Source organism: Dyadobacter jiangsuensis (genome assembly GCF_003014695.1).
Taxonomy (GTDB): domain Bacteria; phylum Bacteroidota; class Bacteroidia; order Cytophagales; family Spirosomataceae; genus Dyadobacter; species Dyadobacter jiangsuensis.
This window is the reverse complement of record NZ_PYAS01000001.1, coordinates 1-17,123: the sequence shown is the minus strand read 5'-3', so window position 1 is coordinate 17,123 and position 17,123 is coordinate 1. Positions and strand designations below refer to the sequence as shown.

15 protein-coding genes are annotated in these 17,123 nt (G+C 48.1%); 8 read left to right on the top strand and 7 right to left on the bottom strand.

Features of this window, described 5'->3' with window-relative positions; genetic code table 11:
• Window positions 1–163: 163 nt before the first annotated feature.
• Both CLV60_RS00080 and CLV60_RS00070 read right to left on the bottom strand, forming a co-directional pair.
• Window positions 164–607 carry a tetratricopeptide repeat protein gene (locus tag CLV60_RS00080; protein ID WP_106593360.1) on the bottom strand — a complete coding sequence of 148 codons (444 nt, stop codon included), beginning with the start codon at window positions 605–607 and terminating at the stop codon, window positions 164–166.
• A 426-nt stretch (window positions 608–1,033) separates the two neighbouring features.
• Complete coding sequence (locus CLV60_RS00070; RefSeq protein WP_229210749.1) at window positions 1,034–1,417, bottom strand: NAD(P)H-dependent oxidoreductase; 384 nt, start codon at window positions 1,415–1,417, stop codon at window positions 1,034–1,036.
• A gap of 10 nt (window positions 1,418–1,427) precedes the next feature.
• Between CLV60_RS00070 and CLV60_RS34945 the strand changes: the two genes are divergently transcribed.
• Complete coding sequence (locus CLV60_RS34945; RefSeq protein WP_374755638.1) at window positions 1,428–1,541, top strand: winged helix-turn-helix transcriptional regulator; 114 nt, start codon at window positions 1,428–1,430, stop codon at window positions 1,539–1,541.
• Between the two features lie 75 nt (window positions 1,542–1,616).
• On the opposite strand, the gene CLV60_RS00060 is transcribed toward CLV60_RS34945, so the two are convergent.
• Entirely contained in the window at window positions 1,617–2,387 is a 771-nt protein-coding gene (locus tag CLV60_RS00060; protein WP_211302162.1) for an SDR family oxidoreductase, read from the bottom strand.
• 105 nt (window positions 2,388–2,492) lie between these two features.
• On the opposite strand from CLV60_RS00060, the gene CLV60_RS00055 reads away from it, so the two are divergent.
• The 3 genes from CLV60_RS00055 to CLV60_RS00045 all read left to right on the top strand — a co-directional run bounded on the left by CLV60_RS00055 (window position 2,493) and on the right by CLV60_RS00045 (window position 3,930).
• Window positions 2,493–2,846 (top strand): winged helix-turn-helix transcriptional regulator, encoded by a 354-nt coding sequence (locus CLV60_RS00055; protein ID WP_106593356.1) that lies wholly within the window; start codon window positions 2,493–2,495, stop codon window positions 2,844–2,846.
• Window positions 2,847–2,877: 31 nt separating this feature from the next.
• Window positions 2,878–3,444: a Crp/Fnr family transcriptional regulator gene (locus CLV60_RS00050; RefSeq protein ID WP_106593355.1), complete on the top strand. Its 567-nt coding sequence runs from the start codon at window positions 2,878–2,880 to the stop codon at window positions 3,442–3,444.
• A 93-nt stretch (window positions 3,445–3,537) separates the two neighbouring features.
• On the top strand, window positions 3,538–3,930 hold the full coding sequence (locus CLV60_RS00045) for a RidA family protein (protein ID WP_106593354.1): 393 nt from the start codon (window positions 3,538–3,540) through the stop codon (window positions 3,928–3,930).
• Between the two features lie 128 nt (window positions 3,931–4,058).
• On the opposite strand, the gene CLV60_RS00040 is transcribed toward CLV60_RS00045, so the two are convergent.
• Window positions 4,059–4,856: a pseudouridylate synthase gene (locus CLV60_RS00040; protein ID WP_229210748.1), complete on the bottom strand. Its 798-nt coding sequence runs from the start codon at window positions 4,854–4,856 to the stop codon at window positions 4,059–4,061.
• Between the two features lie 2,012 nt (window positions 4,857–6,868).
• Between CLV60_RS00040 and CLV60_RS00035 the strand changes: the two genes are divergently transcribed.
• From CLV60_RS00035 to CLV60_RS00025, 3 genes are all read left to right on the top strand, one after another.
• Entirely contained in the window at window positions 6,869–9,700 is a 2,832-nt protein-coding gene (locus tag CLV60_RS00035; protein WP_106593353.1) for a hybrid sensor histidine kinase/response regulator transcription factor, read from the top strand.
• A gap of 125 nt (window positions 9,701–9,825) precedes the next feature.
• Entirely contained in the window at window positions 9,826–11,418 is a 1,593-nt protein-coding gene (locus tag CLV60_RS00030) for a DUF4394 domain-containing protein (protein WP_170118665.1), read from the top strand.
• 33 nt (window positions 11,419–11,451) lie between these two features.
• Window positions 11,452–13,038 (top strand): DUF4394 domain-containing protein, encoded by a 1,587-nt coding sequence (locus CLV60_RS00025; protein WP_170118664.1) that lies wholly within the window; start codon window positions 11,452–11,454, stop codon window positions 13,036–13,038.
• Window positions 13,039–13,223: 185 nt separating this feature from the next.
• Here CLV60_RS00025 and CLV60_RS00020 read toward each other — a convergent pair whose 3' ends face one another.
• Complete coding sequence (locus CLV60_RS00020) at window positions 13,224–14,072, bottom strand: alpha/beta hydrolase family protein (protein WP_106593350.1); 849 nt, start codon at window positions 14,070–14,072, stop codon at window positions 13,224–13,226.
• A gap of 508 nt (window positions 14,073–14,580) precedes the next feature.
• A complete protein-coding gene (locus CLV60_RS00015) occupies window positions 14,581–15,096 on the bottom strand; it encodes a hypothetical protein (protein WP_146151492.1) in 516 nt (171 codons plus the stop codon).
• Window positions 15,097–15,527: 431 nt separating this feature from the next.
• Here CLV60_RS00015 and CLV60_RS00010 point away from each other — a divergent pair, with 431 nt between their 5' ends.
• On the top strand, window positions 15,528–16,034 hold the full coding sequence (locus tag CLV60_RS00010; protein WP_106593348.1) for a DUF4304 domain-containing protein: 507 nt from the start codon (window positions 15,528–15,530) through the stop codon (window positions 16,032–16,034).
• 134 nt (window positions 16,035–16,168) lie between these two features.
• Here the strand turns inward: CLV60_RS00010 and CLV60_RS00005 are convergent, their stop codons facing one another.
• Window positions 16,169–17,068, bottom strand: a complete 900-nt coding sequence (locus CLV60_RS00005; protein ID WP_106593347.1) for a TlpA family protein disulfide reductase — start codon at window positions 17,066–17,068, stop codon at window positions 16,169–16,171.
• Window positions 17,069–17,123 lie beyond the last annotated feature (55 nt).

Sequence of the window (17,123 nt, the reverse complement as noted above, 5' to 3'; positions counted from 1 at the left end):
TCCTAGATACAAATAATGTTCCCGGTCCTCAATGTAAAGCAACAAATGGAGGTCAATACGCACCCAGTCATAGCCGGTTTTGACAAAGATGTATTCGTCTGGCTTTATTTCACTTTCAATGTTCGAATGTTTTGAGGTAACCCGGTTTTTATCGTCAAGCGCCCTATTGATTTCGTCCAACTTCCATCTTAGATCTTGCTCGTTGCACACCAGCTTCAAGCCCGGCTTTTATCATCTTGCTGTATCCGTCATCATTTAGGTAATTGCTGAACGTTAAGCCTTGCTCATAGTATTCCATGGCCATTTTGAAGTCTGCCATGTCTTCATAGCACTTTCCCAGGTTCAAATACAGCGACGGAAATGCTGCTTTAACATACTCTTTGTCAATAGTCAACGCCTCATTCAAAGCAATTTGATCCCACTTAACCTTTTCGAAAATTGTGTCCTGGATCCGGGCCACGTAATGGGCAGCGATGAATCGCTCTTCATTATTCACTGCAGCATCCCACGCCTTTCGGTAGTAATAACTCGCTTTCTCGGGTTCACCCTCAAGTTCGATTCCCTTAGCACATAGCTTTACAACATGATTTTCTGAGTCAAAAAACATAACGGTTCTAATAAATGGATTTGAAAAAGGGGCCCGGTTTCCAAATAGAGAGGTAATCTAAGTTTTCCCTTCAACCAGCATATGTAATTGGTAAGTGTGGCCGAGCGCCACAATCTTCAAAGCAAACTCTTGAACCTCTCCCAGGTAGTCACCAGGAATCGTGATCGTTTCATTCATGTCCAAAAGTAAGCTGAAACATCAAGCCAACCGTAAAACGGTCGATATCTTTGTAACTCCGGTAGTTCACACCGGCCCGCATGGCGTGATCCCATATGAAACCGTCACGCGGGTGCGCGATTTGCTTCTGCCCTTCATAGTCATAGGTCCCGCCCTGGCTCCGTAACTGGTTTCCGCCCGAGGCATAGAGCGCCCGAAGTTTATTACGTTTTACAATGAATCCAGAAAGTCAAGATACTTTGGAATACTTTACTGTATCCATTCGTCCGAAGAATTGCGCTCAATCCCGTAATACGCAAAAAATGGCCGGTAGTCGGCTCTGACGTACTGGAAACTGAGCTCAAAAGGCCTTGTCAGTTCTTCCAACGTATACTTATACTTTGCCGAGGGCAGGTACTCGTCCTCATCGATCCCCAAAGAAATGGCCAGCGCAATTTTCTTACCCGCCATCCTGTACCCGCTCCGGCTGCCGTACGCCCAGCCGTAAGTCATCACTTCATCCAGCCATTGTTTGAAAAGTGGCGGGCAACTGAACCAGTAAAATGGGAACTGGAATACAATTTTGTCGTGAACTTCGATCAGTTTCTGCTCTGCCGCAACGTCCAGTTTATGGTCGGGATAAGCTTCGTACAACTGATGGACGGTGTACGCAGAAATCCCCCCTCGTGTGGAGTATGAGCTGACCCCAATTGGCTATGATCTCAAACCGATTATTAAACAACTGGAAATCTGGGGAGATAAGCATAAGGCTCTTTAATTTAAATGGCCCGGGTTACCATTAAACCCCGGGCCATTTAATATCACTGCTCCGTATACAGCTGCCGATCAAAAATCACTTCATCAGGCTAATATTGGTCATCCCGCCATCCGAGAGGATTTCTGTTCCGACAATAAAGGCCGAATCATCGGAGGCCAGGAACACGGCGGCCTTTCCGATATCAGACGGAAGCCCCTGCTTACCCACCGGGATCATGTCGATCCAGGTTTGCTTTACCTGCGCCAAATGCTCTTCGGGCACCAGCTTTCCAAAAACAGGCGTATCGATCGAACCGGGTGAGAGCGTGTTAACGCGGATGTTTCTGGCCAGCAAATCCAGCGAAAGACCCTTGGCAAGCGAAATGACCGCCGCTTTGGCCGCGCTGTAAATTGCCATGCCAGGCGCAGCCCGGTGGGCGGCGCTAGACCCAATCAGGATGACCGATGCGCCGTCGTTCAGATATGGAAGCGACTTTTGCACGGTGAAATAGGCGCTTTTCAGGTTCAAGTCCATGTAGCGATCGTAAGCCTGCTCGGTCACATCGCTAATGGAGCCCATCGGAATACCGTCCACCACGCCGCCTGCATTTACTACCAGCACGTCTATTTTCCCGAATGCTTCGGCGGTTTGTTGAAATATCCTTTCCAGATCATCCTGATTGGTGACATCACCCTGGATACTTATAAACCCCTCCCCCAATGATTGAACAGAATGATTCAATGTAACCTGGTTTCGGCCTGTAATAGCGCCTTTCGCGCCTTCATTTTTAAAAGCCTGGGCGATACCAAACCCGATACCACTATTGCCGCCGGTAACAACGGCTACTTTATTTGCTAATTTGTTCACTTTGTTAATCCATTTTAGTTTGGAATACAAAGCTAGGACGGATCTGTTACTTTTCGTAACTTCGTACTGAAAAGTAACAGTAACATCCAGGTAACAAGGTAACATATGCAGTGCGAGCCCCACCAGATCGATAAACACAAAAAGAAAATGATGGCCGTCCAGGATTCGATGGACGTGCTCAGCGGCAAATGGAAGATTTCGATTATTTCCTCTATTTGCTATTACAACAAAAGGAGGTTTTCGGACATTCTCAATGATGTCGACGGCATTTCCAACAGGATGCTCAGCAAGGAATTGAAGGAACTGGAAATCAATCAACTGGTGAAGCGAACGGTACTCGACACGCACCCCGTAACAGTGGAGTACGAGCTGACCGAGCACGGCCTTACACTAAAAACCATCATCAACAATCTGACCGATTGGGGTATGGAGCACCGCAAGAAGATCATCGGCGTATAACTTACAGATTCAGCCAAAATCCCAGACACCTATGTACAGCACGCTGCGGGAACATATCGAGAAGATCATGCCCCTTACAGACGAGGAATTCGCGTTTGTTGAAAAGCATTTCAGTTTCAAAAAATTCAAAAAGCACCAGTTTATGGTCCAGCAAGGCGAGCTGGTGCCTTATAACTATTTCCTGCTATTCGGCCTGACAAAACTGGTGTATACAGATCCCGACACGGATAAAGAGTATATTCTTGCATTCGCCATGCAGGACTGGTGGGACAATGATTTTCAGGCCTACTACACCAAAACCAGGGCCTCATTTTCGATGGTCTGCCTGGAAGATACCCAGGCTCTTTGCTTGTCACTCGATGATTTCACCGCACTCCGGGCGGGCCTGCCCAAAATCGAGCACTTCTTTCTGGAAAAAGTAATGGCCGGCTTTTTGTCCGCCCAGCGCCGTATCCTTTCCATGATGACTTCCAACGCCCAGCAGCGTTATGAGCAGCTGTTGGCACAGCATCCGTCCCTGGCACAGCGCCTGCCCAAAACACAACTCGCTGCCTACCTGGGTGTTTCCAGGGAGACACTCAGCAGGCTGAGCGAATAGTGTGATCTACCTCACACCAAAGACGTGAGAAAGCGCACGGGTTGGTTTTCAGTAACTTACCTAGCTTTGTATTGAAAATCAACTCAAAAGAAAATGGAAAAGAGAATCATCAACCCATGGACATGGCAGGACCAGCTCAGCTACGTGCAGGCAGTGGAAGTAAAAGATGTCGCGGGCACATTATATGTTGCCGGGCAGGCGGCCGTTCACCCGGATGGTACGTCCAGCGATGCCGATATGCGCACCCAGCTTGGCATCGCGATTCAGAACCTTGAAACCGTCATCAGTCAGGCAGGTTACGAGTGCGGTAATATCGTCCGGCTAACTATTTATTCAACTTCCTCTGATGAGTTCATCAACAAGTGCTTTGATATATTCCAGGATTTCGTGGCAAGGCATGGCATGAAGCAGCCGGTAACCCTTTTGCAGGTCGTTGCCCTGAACGAAACGCTCAATGTAGAGCTGGAAGCAACGGTTGTCAGATAATCACCAGGCAAGAAACTTGACATTCGTAAGTGCTTGTGTCGCCCTCCTGCAAGTCAAACCGCCCTAAACCTTCTATCTAGCGAACCGACGCATTTCCCTGCGTTGCGTATAATGGCGCGAGTCTTTGGTCAGGGCGCGTCTTCCAGCTCCATTCCGGCAAGCATATGCGTAAGTATAGGTTCACATTTTTCACGACAGGCCGGATAAAAATGCCGGTGTTGCCAGAAATCGGATTTTGGGGACTGGCCCCACCAGAACTCAGCCATCGCAACGGGTTTCATGCGGTGCCGAAAGGCATATTGCAGCATTTTGGGTGCGGCGCACTCGCCGGCACCCGCAGGAGGGTTTTTGTATGAGGCCCCTTCGAAGATGGCGCGCAGGCTTTTCTCTTCCCCAGCCTGGTTTAAGAAGTGGTATTGGTCGTAAATCTCGTTTTGAAGGCGGTTTGAATGAATTTTTCGCGCTGTTTTCAATGATTGTATTTCCTCTTCGAAACCTTCAGGCTTTCGCGTTTGCAATGTCCTGATCTGCTCGTTGATATTGGAAAGTTCATGCATTCCTGCGTTGAGAAACGCACCGTCTGCCAATCCGTCGAAGATCGGCGGCACAAACCCATCGTGGTGATTGCGACCTGCCAGTTTACCCGAAAAAGCAGCCAGGTAACCAATCCTGTCGTCCCGGGTCAGTACCACCAGTACACCGAACATCTTGCCGATAACGGCTTCGTCACTCGCCGACAGACCAAAATTATGGACCCAGTTTTGTTGTACTTCCAAATGCGATTGCAGCTTTTCAACCGCCAGGAGGCTGATCGCGTGCGGCTGATAGTGAAACGGAAAAGTAAACTTTTCAGGAAGCGGAAAGTCCCCGGGTGTTCCGTTAAAATAATGAATGACAGAATGCTTTTCCGTTGAGCCTGTGTTCAAAATATGCAGCTTATTGCCCGGGCCGACCGGAGATTTTAGTCTAAAAAAGATTCAAATTTACAGAAAGTTATGTTGTCAGTGATAGCTTTCCCGAATGTTAAAATTGCATATGTTCCGCTCACGAAACTCCCTCCCAGAAGTCAGAGTGACTGAGACCTTTGTGCATTCACGGTATATTACGTCATGATGATTCAGCGAAGCTCCTGTATAAACATACAAAACTGACGGCTTTATGCTTCAAAATCGCGGAGCCCCTTACGGACAAATGATCTGGTATCTCCGCCGAGGGTATTGGACGGGGAATCGCGGCGTAATTCACAATGAACGCAAAGAAATAATACGAGTATTTAGTGTAAGGCCGTGGATCACTTGTTTGGCTGGAGAATTCGGTGTCGATGACCATCATTCCGTATCAGATTGACCATCGATAGATTACTACTTACGCAGGTGAAGAATCTATTAATCATCCATTTATCCTTATTACTTTCTCCCGAAATAGACTGTCCTTGAATCCCGAATTGAGGTGGTCATTGGCTCCGAATTCTTCAAGTCACGCGCTGACGAGATGCACAAAAGTGTAGGGCTATCTGAGAAAAAGAACAATCAGCAAGCCAATAAGTAATCGCCAGGTGAGGAAGAGAAAAGTAAAGGTAACAGCAAGAAACGCAGCTTGAAGGTATGATCCATTCTGATTCCCAAAGCTCCGCTCTCGAATGCCTAACCGCTTTCTTTACGCGGATACAAAAAGACCCGAAAATCGGCCCGTCTCACATTGCGCTTTACCTGACGATATGGAAGGAAACGATTTCCTCTGGAAACCCCGGCCACCTAGCAATTTATAGCCGGTCGCTGATGAAAGGAGCAAAAATTAACAGCAGCTCGACATATTCCAGGGTTCTCAAAGACCTGTGTAACGGCGGCTACATTTGTTTTGAACCTTCGTACTTCCACAACCAACCTAGTAGGTACCTACTGGTCCCGCCATAACAGGGTTGCATTTGATCTGACAAACTTGGCGTAAGAATGTTCATTACATTTGGGAGAGCTCTCAACTATTTTATGTTATCAGCTCGAGAAGATTTTGGCATCTCTTTCCTTATGGCTCAATGTTCAATCAATTGATCAACATATTTTGGACAATAATCGCGTTTAGCGTTACTGGCCAGACTAAGAATCAAAAATTTGCTCTATCAATCAGGCACTTAATAGATTTAAGCTATGGTTGGTTGCTAAGCAAACCTTAGGCGGAACGGCGGCAAAGCTGGTATAGAAGGCTCGTGCTGCTCCATAGCCTGGTAGAAAAAGAATGACAGGCCATCCTTTGCTCGCCTTAGCCACTGTTGCATTCAATATGCCATAGGTATTAATTTGATCGTAGTGATCCATTAAGAAGCTTGGTAGGACACTCACATTTGGTGGTAGCCTATGTAAGCCATCCAGGTAAGGTGCATGCGTACCGCCTGTCTTCCCCCCGGCCGGATACCAGGCCTGAACTATAACATTTCTTAGGTCAGAAGTGTCTTTGGTTATTTGTTCAGCTCTGGTTGAATCTACCCAGCGAAAAATTTGGGTTCCAACGGCATAATCGCCGGAAGGCGCAATTAGAGTGGGAACAGTATTGATATTGCAAGTATCTTATTCGCCCGATCTGAACGGTGTGTTGAATAAGCGGTAGCGATTACCAGTAAAATTAAAATCAAGACATCTAAGCCATTCATTTGTGATAACAGGGGTTAAAAACATGGCTGAAACTAGCCTTCTGGATAGCCACGAGATCAATAAAAAGTATGAAAGGCTTAATAAAGTGTATAATCGGAAGAGACCTCTAAAAGCTGTCAATTGTGTACTGTACTTCGTTCACAATAACAAGCCATCTCATAAGTGCGGGTAATGCAACAAATGTTGCATCAAAGGAAACAAATGTTGTATATCAATACATTAAGAAAGTAAAAGCTCGTATTTGATGTACTTTGAGCAGTAGGCAACCTGCCCCAGTACCACATACGGTTTCAATGAACGTATATCGCTCAACTTTCCATCGCCTTAACATCGACAGGCTCGTTCGTCATGCATTACAGGCAGACTATTTAGTGAAGAACCATATCGCAATCATGCTGGTAATTGCAGGATTGTTAAATACATCACCTTCTTACGCCCAAAATCAACGGCCCGACAGCCTGCTAAGGGTGCTTTCCAGGCATCGCGGACAGGATTCGGTACGTGTGAACATCTACCTAAAACTGAGTCATTACTACTTCGGTGTGAATCAAACCGAGTCATCTGCCTATGCGCGAGATGCTATTATGCTGGCCGCCAAACGCGGATATGCCTACGGTGAGGCACGTGCGCATAACCAATTGGCGCTTATTCACAGCCTGGCCAACGAAGCGGAGCTCGCCATTGCGTGCGCACTACGGGCTGAGTCTATCGCCGAGCGGAATGGCTTTCGTGAACTCACGGGCGAAAGCTACCGGGTAATGGGCCTCACTTACCTGGATCAGGAGGATTTTACAAAAGCAGGCAACTTTTATCGTAAGGCAGAAATGCGCGCGCGTGAAACCGGCAACCAGGTACTACTCGCTAAAACATTGAACGGCGAAGGTGGAATGCGTATCCGGCAGAAAGATCGACCCGGTGCGCTGAAATACTATCTCGAAAGCTTGAAAATAGCGCAGGAGGTAGGAATGTCGTTTTATATGGCGCTGATCCTTTCTAACATAGGGGAAGTGTATATGAGTGGTGATCCGCCCGACCTGGCCAATGCCAGCCGGTATTTTACGCAGGCGTTGGAAAGTGCACGCATAAGTGGAAACAAGAACGGCGAGACGAATGCACTGGCTAATCTGGGAAAGGTATACATGCTGCAGGGTAAGCTTGCCGAAAGCGAGACGCTGCTGCTGCAATCATTGAAAATGTCTGACCAGATGGGCATCCGCATTACCTCGCAGCGGACCTACATGAAGTTAGTGGATCTTAGCCTCCGCCAATACAACTATAAAAAAGCCAGCGAGTATATCCAAAAATATTATGCGGTGCGAAACTACCTCATGAACGATGAGCGGACGAAAGAAATGGCCCGGCTGGAAGAGAAATATCAATCCGAAAAGCGCGAGCAACAGATTCAGTTATTAAAACAGGAAAAGCGGTTTGAGACTGCCTCGAAAAACTTCTGGATAATCGGCTCGTCATTCCTGCTATTAGCCGCAACAGCCATATATCTGCTGCAACAGTCGCGAAACAAGAAAGCGCGCCAGGTGATGACGATTCAAAAGACCTTGATTGCTGAAATGGAAGAGATGGACCTGATGAAATCTCGATTCTTCGCCAATATCTCTCACGAGTTTCGCACACCGCTTTCGCTGATAGCTGCGCCATTGGAAGAACTTACCCAAGAAGTAGGGGCCTCCGGGCAGATCAACCTGAATTTAATCAAACGAAATGCGAACAGATTACTCGAACTTGTAAATCAACTACTTGACCTCTCCAAATTTGAGGCGGGCAAAATGGAGATCGTAGTGTCCATGGGAGAGCTTGGGCAATGGTTACGGGTATTTGTTGCCTCCTTCGAATCGCTGGCCGAAGCCAGGAAAATCGACTTTCAAACAACCATCAATGTGCCGGAGGGAATGTTCGCATTTGATCAGGACAAGCTTGAAAAAATATTAACCAATCTGCTGGGAAATGCATTCAAATTTACCTCATCAGGGGATTCGGTGCGGCTATCGGTCCAGGTCATGGCTGAACAAGGGGATCTTGAAGTGGTGGTGAGCGATACCGGGTCCGGTATCCCGGAAAAAGACCTGCCACATGTCTTCTCGCCATTCTTTCAATCACAGCACATTACCAGCGACGGGCAGCCCGGCACGGGGCTTGGCCTGGCGCTTGTCAATGAAATCGTGAAGCTGTACCGGGGAGTTATCAACGTGCAAAGCCGCGAGCATGAAGGTACCACGCTCACGGTTCAATTACCCTTGGAAGTCAGTAAACTGACATTTGCACGTTTTGCTTCCGAGCCGGTACCTCATTTTTTAGCGGCTGGCCAAATGCACGACGAAGCCATTCTACCGGATGAAATAATAGGCCCCATCGCAACAGACGCTACGATTCTGGTCGTAGAAGATAACCGGGAACTGCGCCAGTTCATCGCTCGTGCGTTTGCAAACCGATACAAAGTGCTCACTGCTGAAAATGGCGAGACAGGCTTACAAATCGCAACTGAACGAGTACCGGACGTGATTATTTCAGATGTGATGATGCCAGGAATAGACGGTATACAGTTAACCGAGTGCATTCGGCAGCAGGAGGTGACATGCCATATTCCGGTGCTGCTATTGACGGCCCGGTCAGACGGTGAGTCGCGCATGAAAGGGCTTCTTACAGGCGCGGACGACTACCTTTCAAAACCATTTTCCACTGATGAACTGCGGGTGCGCGTGTTGAATATGATAAGCCAACGTAAGCGCCTGGCCCAAAAATTTCAGACAGAACTTGTCACGCCGCCTCCCGCAGACACGATTCCATCCATAGACGACAAGTTCTTGGCACGCCTGCGGCAAACCATTAGCGAGCGCCTGGCTGATCCGGTATTCGGGGTAGAACAACTGGCAGCTGAAATGTGCCTGAGCAGAACCCAATTGTTCCGCAAGGTGAAAGCGCTGCTGGATACCACGCCTGTTGATCTGATCAATGACATTCGCCTTCAACGTGCCGCGGTACTGATCCGTTCACGAGCCGATACGCTCACCCAGATCAGCTACTCCGTCGGTTTCAGAGAACAGTCGTACTTCGCCAAAAAATTTCGAGTAAAATTCGGCGTTTCACCGCGTGAATACGCCAATTCGTGACATTAAGCAACTAATCTATTCTTGATTGCAACATTATTGGTATCCAGCCCAAGCTCATGGAAATAGTTTTGTGCCGCAATCCGCAGTCCACTAAGGGCTGGGTAGTTCACACAATCCAATTAACCATGAAAATTTTTAACAAGCTGTTGCTCGGGCTAGCTGCACTGGCCCTACCGATTTATTCATGTGAAGACCACGCGCCCTCTGGTGGTGACCCGGTAGAAGTACCGGGCCCGCCGGAAGGGATAATTTTTGCACTAGCAGAAAATAACCTGCTCTACGAGCTCGATGCCAGCAACCCCTCACAGCCAAGGCAGGTCATTAAAATTGAAACCCAATACCCAAAGGAAAAAGTCATCTCCATCGACTTCCGGCCTGCTACCGGGCAGCTTAATGCATTAACAGACTACGGGACGCTTTACGCAGTAAACGTAAATACAAACCGGATCAGCCGCCCGAACCCGGTAAACCCCGCGCAACAACCAGCCGAAAAGCCGGCGGCACTTCCTTATTTACCGTTTGATTTCGACCCCGTTACAGATGAAATCCGTTTAATTGCGTTCGGCGCAGTTTTTAGGTACGAATCCGAGACTTTCAAAATTGTCGAAGGCAGCGCACGACCGGCGGGTGACCAGTTGTCGTACGTGGAAGAAATCGCTTTCGGGAGCAATTATTCCGGGGCTAAAAGCGCAGCACTTTACGGTCTGGACCCTACCCATGACAAACTGGTGCGCTTCAATAGCGAGCAGGTTAACACCGTCGAGACCTCGCTCGACCTGGGAAAAGACATCACTTCCGCAGGCGGTTTCGATATTTCGCCACGTACCAGCAAATACAAAGAGTATGGCTTTGCCGCAGTGCAGGTAGACGGGCGGTGGGAACTGGATGTGCTCGACCTTGGCAATGGTAAATTACGCAAACTGGGCAACTTGCCGGACGGAGACAAGTTTATCGGCATTGCGGTACCAACACCGGTAGCTTATGCACTCACGGCAGACAACCATCTGATTGCCTTCAATCCAACCTACGGAGCAGACAAAGCGCCCGGTTTGATCGTAGATAAAACCATAACCGGCTTGCCCGCAAACGTGAAACTGCTCGGCCTGGATTTTTCCGTTGAAGTAACACCTAAACTGTATGCATTGGCAAGCAATAGCAAAATTTACCGCATCAATCAAGTGACCGGCGCGGCAACTGAGAAGTCTACATTGTCGATGCCGCTGGAACTCACCAACGATCCCGCGTTCGCACTCGATTTTGACCCGGTAGACAACAAGCTCTTGGTCGCCAACACCACTAAACATGCATTCAAGGTAGATATCAATACCGGTCAGGTATCCGAATTCGGGGCGCTGACCGCCGGCGACCAACCTTTCGGGCCGAGCGGCATCGCCTTCGGCAACAGCCAGGTAGGCGCTCCCGAAGGCTCTGCCAAACTATTCGCGATCGACGGCGAAACGAAGAAGTTGTATGAGCGGTTCGGCCGAAAGGAATGTAAAGAAGTCGCCGACCTTTCCACCGGTTTTGATAAATACAACGGCTTCGACATAGGCGGTACACCCGACGAATTCGGTTTTGCATTACTGACCGACCAGGGCAAAACCACCCTGTGGCGCATGAGCCTTGAAACCGGCGTCGGCGATCCCGTTACCACCATCCCCTACAAAATCGTTGGCCTTACGTTGGGAGCATATTTAAATACAATCACTGAAATTTAAATCCAAGAGCACATTCAAGCCATGCGTATATCCATGCACTGCATTCGCATCGCGGCCGCTTTCTTGGTCGCCATCCTGATAAACTCCTGCCAGGATCACGAAGGTCCGGTCGATCCCGGCCAGTTTCCCCGTTCCCTCGACGAAAGGATTTTTTACGCGCTCACTGACGATAACCTAATCTACGAAATTGACGTGGCTCGTCCGCTCGCCTCCTCGCGGATATTGCGTGTGGTAACCAGGGATTCCGACGAAAAAATTATCGCAATCGACTTTCGACCCGCTACCGGGCAGCTCTACGCTTTGGGCCGATCAGGCACATTCTATGCCGTCAATCTGGATTTGAATACAAATGGGAAACCCACGGTTGTGAATGTAAAAACGGAAGTAGAAGCCGACTTTTCGGCCAATACCTTCGGTTTCGATTTCAACCCGGTAACCGACCGTCCGCGACTGGTGACCGACAAAGGGGAGAATCTGAGCCTGGACCCGCACACCGGGTCACTGGATAACCGTTCAAATCCAGTACGCGGACGGGCTACACCAAACGTTCATGCCATTGCCTATTCAAACAATTATTCGGGCGCCTTGGAAACAACGCTCTACGGCATTGACCCCGTCGCGGACCAGCTCTTGCGCTACATGGGCGTTGATGCGGGGCAAGTGGAAACCGTGGGAGGACTGGATGCAGATATCTCTGAGGTAGGCGGCTTTGACATTTCTCCCAGGACCAGCCGGTCCCCTGAATATGGGATCGCTTCTGTCCGCCGGGGCGACCGGTGGGAAATCGATTATGTGCATTTGGCTTCGGGCAAGCTGCAAAAGATCAGCGACGCTCCTGCTGGAAACATTATCGGCATTGCGGTCCCAACGACAGTAGCGTATGCAGTAAGTAGCACAGGTAAGCTGCTTGCATTTAACCCGCTCGACCGCGTGGAGCGCGACCCGGCGAAGCTGATTTCGGCCAAAAACATCACCGGATTGACACCGGGCGACAGCATTCTCGGAATGGATTTTTCGGTCGATCAGTCTACGTTTTATGCCTTGGCAAGCGACAGCAAAATCTACCGGCTCGATCCTGCAACTGGCAAAGCGGTCTTCGCCAGAGATTTACCTGTAAAGCTAAATCTCGCAGCTACTGGTGCATTCGGCTTTGATATCGAGCCATTCAGCCAGCGCGCGCATGTGGTAACAGGCATTTTTCAACGGTTTTATGCCCGTCCGGACATATCGGATTTCCAGTCTCAAAATGCATTCATTTACAACGGAAGAATGCAGGGACTGGACGGCCTGGCATACAGCAACAACCAATCCAACTTGCCACGGCAGACCGCTTCGACGCTTTACGGGATCGACAGCCAGTCACGCAACTTGTTCAAACTGGACACTGTATACAATGAGCTAAATTTAGTAGGCCAGCTGGATCTCGCGTTCGACAAATTCAACGGCTTTGACATCGGCGGCATGGCTGAGCTGGGTTACGGTGCCTTCAAGGTAAACGGGAAAACGCGGATTTATGAGATCCTTCTTGACGACGGAATCATTATCAGGGACGTTTCTGAACTGCCTTATGATGTCCGTGCATTCGCATTGGGGCGATATTTATACAACAACATTCCATAATAAACCTACCTAATCGTAACACGTTCAATTGCATGGCCGCGACGTATGTCAGCGGCTTTTGCAGTTTTGACATACCAATAATTACATAACGTAGGAAAGGCCACTATACACCACGAAAAAGGACAATGCATTGTATGCACATTGTCCTTTTTCATTTGACGTATAATAGCCCCCGAAAACCCTTGTTATTGCTCGATAATGGCCATTAGTACCGGCCAGAGTTCTTCGCGGTACTTCTTCCGGAAAATCCCCGTGTGCCCCACCTTACCCCGCGTATGTTCACGAACGGAAAGTTTGAGTATCTGGTGCGGTGAATTCGGGAAGAACCCCATCATGAGCGGGACGGTTTTGTCGTTGGCAATAAAATCGTCGCTCATGTACACGGCGGTAATGGGCCTGGTAAAGTGCACAAACTGACCGGTATCGAGCAGCTGCGTCAGGCTCCCGCGGAAGTATGAGCGGTTGAGGCACCAGGTGCGCCATTCCAGCAGCATATTGCGCGGCAGGTTTTCGCCCCACCCTATTTTGTTCATCACGCCATAGCCGTAAAATTTCACCATCAACGGTCCTACAAAATACCATAGCGCCCAGATCAGCCAACGCCACGGCAGCGGGAAATACCGCCAGTAACCCAGCGCGGAATTGACCGACACAACTTTGGCAATGTGCTCGGCATGGTCCACAAACCCTACGAGCTGCGCGCCTACGCTGTGCCCCAGCCAGATAATTTCCTTCAAACCTTTCTCATGCACCAGGTAATCCACCACGGCATTCATATCCTTGGTGCCCCATTCGTGCATGTAGGCGTCCATCGTGCGCAGGTCGGCAGGTGCCGAACCGCCGATGCCACGGTAATCGAACAGCAGCACATGGTAGCCCTGCCCTACGAGGAAACCTGCAAAATGGATGTAAAATTCTTTCTTGACACCGGTAGCGGAGCTGATCACAATGGATCCTCTGCTTTTCTGATCGGGTGAGGCGTACAATGCGCTGAGCTGATAGCCATCGGACGCTGTGATTGTAAGTTTTTCCATGACATGTTTTTTTTAAAGCGGATCAAAAACGGGTCACGAAAATAGGCTGACAGCCCGGAAACGAGCTAATACAAATGTTACAATAAAGGATAAGTATGTGCCATCCAGTTAATTTCCGGGCCAGTGCAACATTCGACGGCTATGATCATCATTGCGGGCCTATACCGATTACTTAGCTATGTATGAAAGCACCCCTGTTCACCCTGGCCGTTTTGGCGCTCGCCAGCTATTCACTCTCCGCCTGGCATGTATGCATTGCAAGCTACCGGCTCGGCTTGGCTAGCGCTTAACGAAATCGGCTTTGGACTTAATTCACAAAAACTGTAATACATATACTTACAAATTAATAGCAGGCTACTTCAGGGCAATACCCATAAATTACATTATGTTAAGTAATTCCTAGGCAAAGAACGGAGTACCGAGTTGCCTATAATATGGATCCATCTGACAAGTATAAGGATGTCAAAAGTATCTAGAAATTCTACGAACAAATAATTCACAGTCGGTGCTATTCGACGCACAATGATACGTCGTCAAAATACACAACTCCTTTGGTTACGCCTGACACAAGTAATCCAATTTGCAAATTTTCTGTCGGTTTATGTTGGTCAAGATAGTTATCAAACCTTAACTCGTAAGTGTTGAAATCAGACGTACCATCAATTCTTTGCTTTCCCTCTGTAGATAAAAAATAATTTTCAGCTTTGTCATTGTCGAACATTCCATGCATATAGATTGACACGCCATCACCCTCGACGTTTTCAGTTTTTATTTTCACTCTTAGGACTAGATTCGAACCTTTCGGTATGGACGGATTAGCAATATTCTGATACCAATAGGCATTTCTGTCCTTCTCTGTAACCTGTAACCTACTAATCATCAATGAGGTTGGACCTGATGAAAAGTATTCATGCGAAATATTTCCGATAAAATCTTTTGACTCTGAGGGCTTTCCATATTCTCCCCATTTATGTGAAGCATACTGCCAATGCTTACTTCCTAAGCTTATTGAACCGTCTTTCAATAACTCAGTCTTACTATTTTTGTCAATATTGTCTGATTTACAATTAAAAAGAAAAAGGAATAAGAGTATTACGTAGTAATATATCCGCATGTTGCCCAAGTTTGAATGTTGCCCAAGTTTGAATAAGGTAAATATAATTTATCTGATGGTTAGTAGTGGTGAACATATGAGTGAGATGGCCTGATAGCCTACCGCTCGCTTTTCTTGTGTTTGAAAAAGTCCCTCACATTTTTCAGTCCGGTCGCCATGGCGACTCCTTCTTCTGCGCCGTCCAGCAGAAGGGCATTTGCGAACTTAGCAAAAGACAGTCTAGCCGAAGGCAGGCGTCGCGGCCGTCAGCATTTTACAGGTAGCCTCGCAAAAAACCGAGTCCATAGAGAAAGGTATGCAGTGGCTTTAAGTATATTACATTAAAATACTTAAAGCTCTCTATGACCGCCAAAGAAAAACAGATACAGTTTATAAATACCTTCTTAAAGCCCATTTTGAAGAACTTTAACTACCAGACTAGCGGACAGACCTGGTGGCAAGACAAGGGAGACTTCTTTACACTAATTAACCTACAAAACTTCTCTTGGAACAATAAGGACAGCGTCGATTTCTGTTTCAACATTGGCATCGCATTGAAAGTCACAATGAAAGATTCAGGCAAGAAAAGGCCAGCATATCATGACTTAACAGTTTATCTAAGAGAGGGATATTACCTATTCCCAAATAGGTCGATACATGAATTTAGGAACAAAACCGGCTATACCGTAAACGAGGAAACAGATTTAGGTGCCTTTATAAATGAGCTTAGAACAGACTTTATTGATCATATATTACCACCTTTAGAACAACTAAACTCTATTCAAGGTTGTATTGACAGCTTTGGTGACGTGCCATTTTGGGGAGAACACTTGAAAAAAGTGATCATGAGCAACAACCTATTGCAATAAAAGACACTATCCAAAGAACTCTTACCGATCGGCTGTCAAGCACTTGTTCTGTGTTTTCTCACTTAACATAGTATCCGTTATCAGAGCAAAAGCGGATTTTAGAGGTTTTGCCCTATTCGTAACTAACTATTTACCTATCGGGGATTCGGAAACAGCTTGGCTAAATAGGCTTCCAAGGCATCAGGTTTCAGGTCCGTGGCGAGTATCTTGCCGTCGGGGCTAATGAGGAAGTTTTTAGGGATCGCTTCGACGTTGTAGAGGGTCGATACATTGTTGGACCAGCCTTTCAGATCCGACAACTGCGTCCAGGCCAGCTTATCCGCCCTGATCGCTTTGAGCCACGCCTCTCTGTTCTTCGACTGGTCGAGCGAAATCCCGAGAATGGTAAAATTACGGTCCTTGTATTGATCGAACACCTTCACCAAACCGGGATGCTCCGCGCGGCATGGCCCGCACCAACTCGCCCAAAAGTCGACGAAAAGATACTTGCCCCGGAAATCATTCAGCGACACCGGCCTTCCGGCCGTATCTGCCTGAACGAATTGCGGTGCCACCGCACCAATGCTCGTTCTCGACAGCTTGGCAAGCTCTTCCTTGTAGTACACGCCCGCGCGACTGTCTTGAACCGATTTATCCAGACTCGCAAACAGGCTTATCAACTCGTTCACATCCGGCGTAAAGCCACCGGCGGACTTCACAGCCCCGATACTGACGATGCTGGCCGGCATTTTCCGTATAAATTCACGGTACACATCGGCCCGGCCCGTCCGCGCGGCTTCTATCTGCTTCTGCCATTTGGTTTCGAATTCCTTCTTGTCGGCATCGTCAGGCAAGGCCTTTTTGGCGTCGCCATAAGCCTTGTAGATGTTTGAAAGCTGCTGAATGGCAGGTCGCAGCATCATCGCAAGCTCGCTGAAATCCTTGTTAGCCTGACCTCCGGTAACGACGGCCTCGCTCAATGCGCCTTGGCTGACAACCGAAATCGTATCCGGCTTGGGTATTTCGGAGAAGTTGACCACCTGATTCCGTGGCAAATTGACCACCTAATTATCTGGCGGCCGGTAGCAGAAAAAAGCTGCAGAAGCAGTT

Coding starts and splice junctions, on each gene's coding strand:
- CLV60_RS00080 (WP_106593360.1), bottom strand. CDS start 607: ATGTTTTTTGACTCAGAAAATCATGTTGTAAAGCTATGTGCTAAGGGA.
- CLV60_RS00055 (WP_106593356.1), top strand. CDS start 2,493: ATGCAGTGCGAGCCCCACCAGATCGATAAACACAAAAAGAAAATGATG.
- CLV60_RS00050 (WP_106593355.1), top strand. CDS start 2,878: ATGTACAGCACGCTGCGGGAACATATCGAGAAGATCATGCCCCTTACA.
- CLV60_RS00045 (WP_106593354.1), top strand. CDS start 3,538: ATGGAAAAGAGAATCATCAACCCATGGACATGGCAGGACCAGCTCAGC.
- CLV60_RS00035 (WP_106593353.1), top strand. CDS start 6,869: ATGAACGTATATCGCTCAACTTTCCATCGCCTTAACATCGACAGGCTC.
- CLV60_RS00030 (WP_170118665.1), top strand. CDS start 9,826: ATGAAAATTTTTAACAAGCTGTTGCTCGGGCTAGCTGCACTGGCCCTA.
- CLV60_RS00025 (WP_170118664.1), top strand. CDS start 11,452: ATGCACTGCATTCGCATCGCGGCCGCTTTCTTGGTCGCCATCCTGATA.
- CLV60_RS00020 (WP_106593350.1), bottom strand. CDS start 14,072: ATGGAAAAACTTACAATCACAGCGTCCGATGGCTATCAGCTCAGCGCA.
- CLV60_RS00010 (WP_106593348.1), top strand. CDS start 15,528: ATGACCGCCAAAGAAAAACAGATACAGTTTATAAATACCTTCTTAAAG.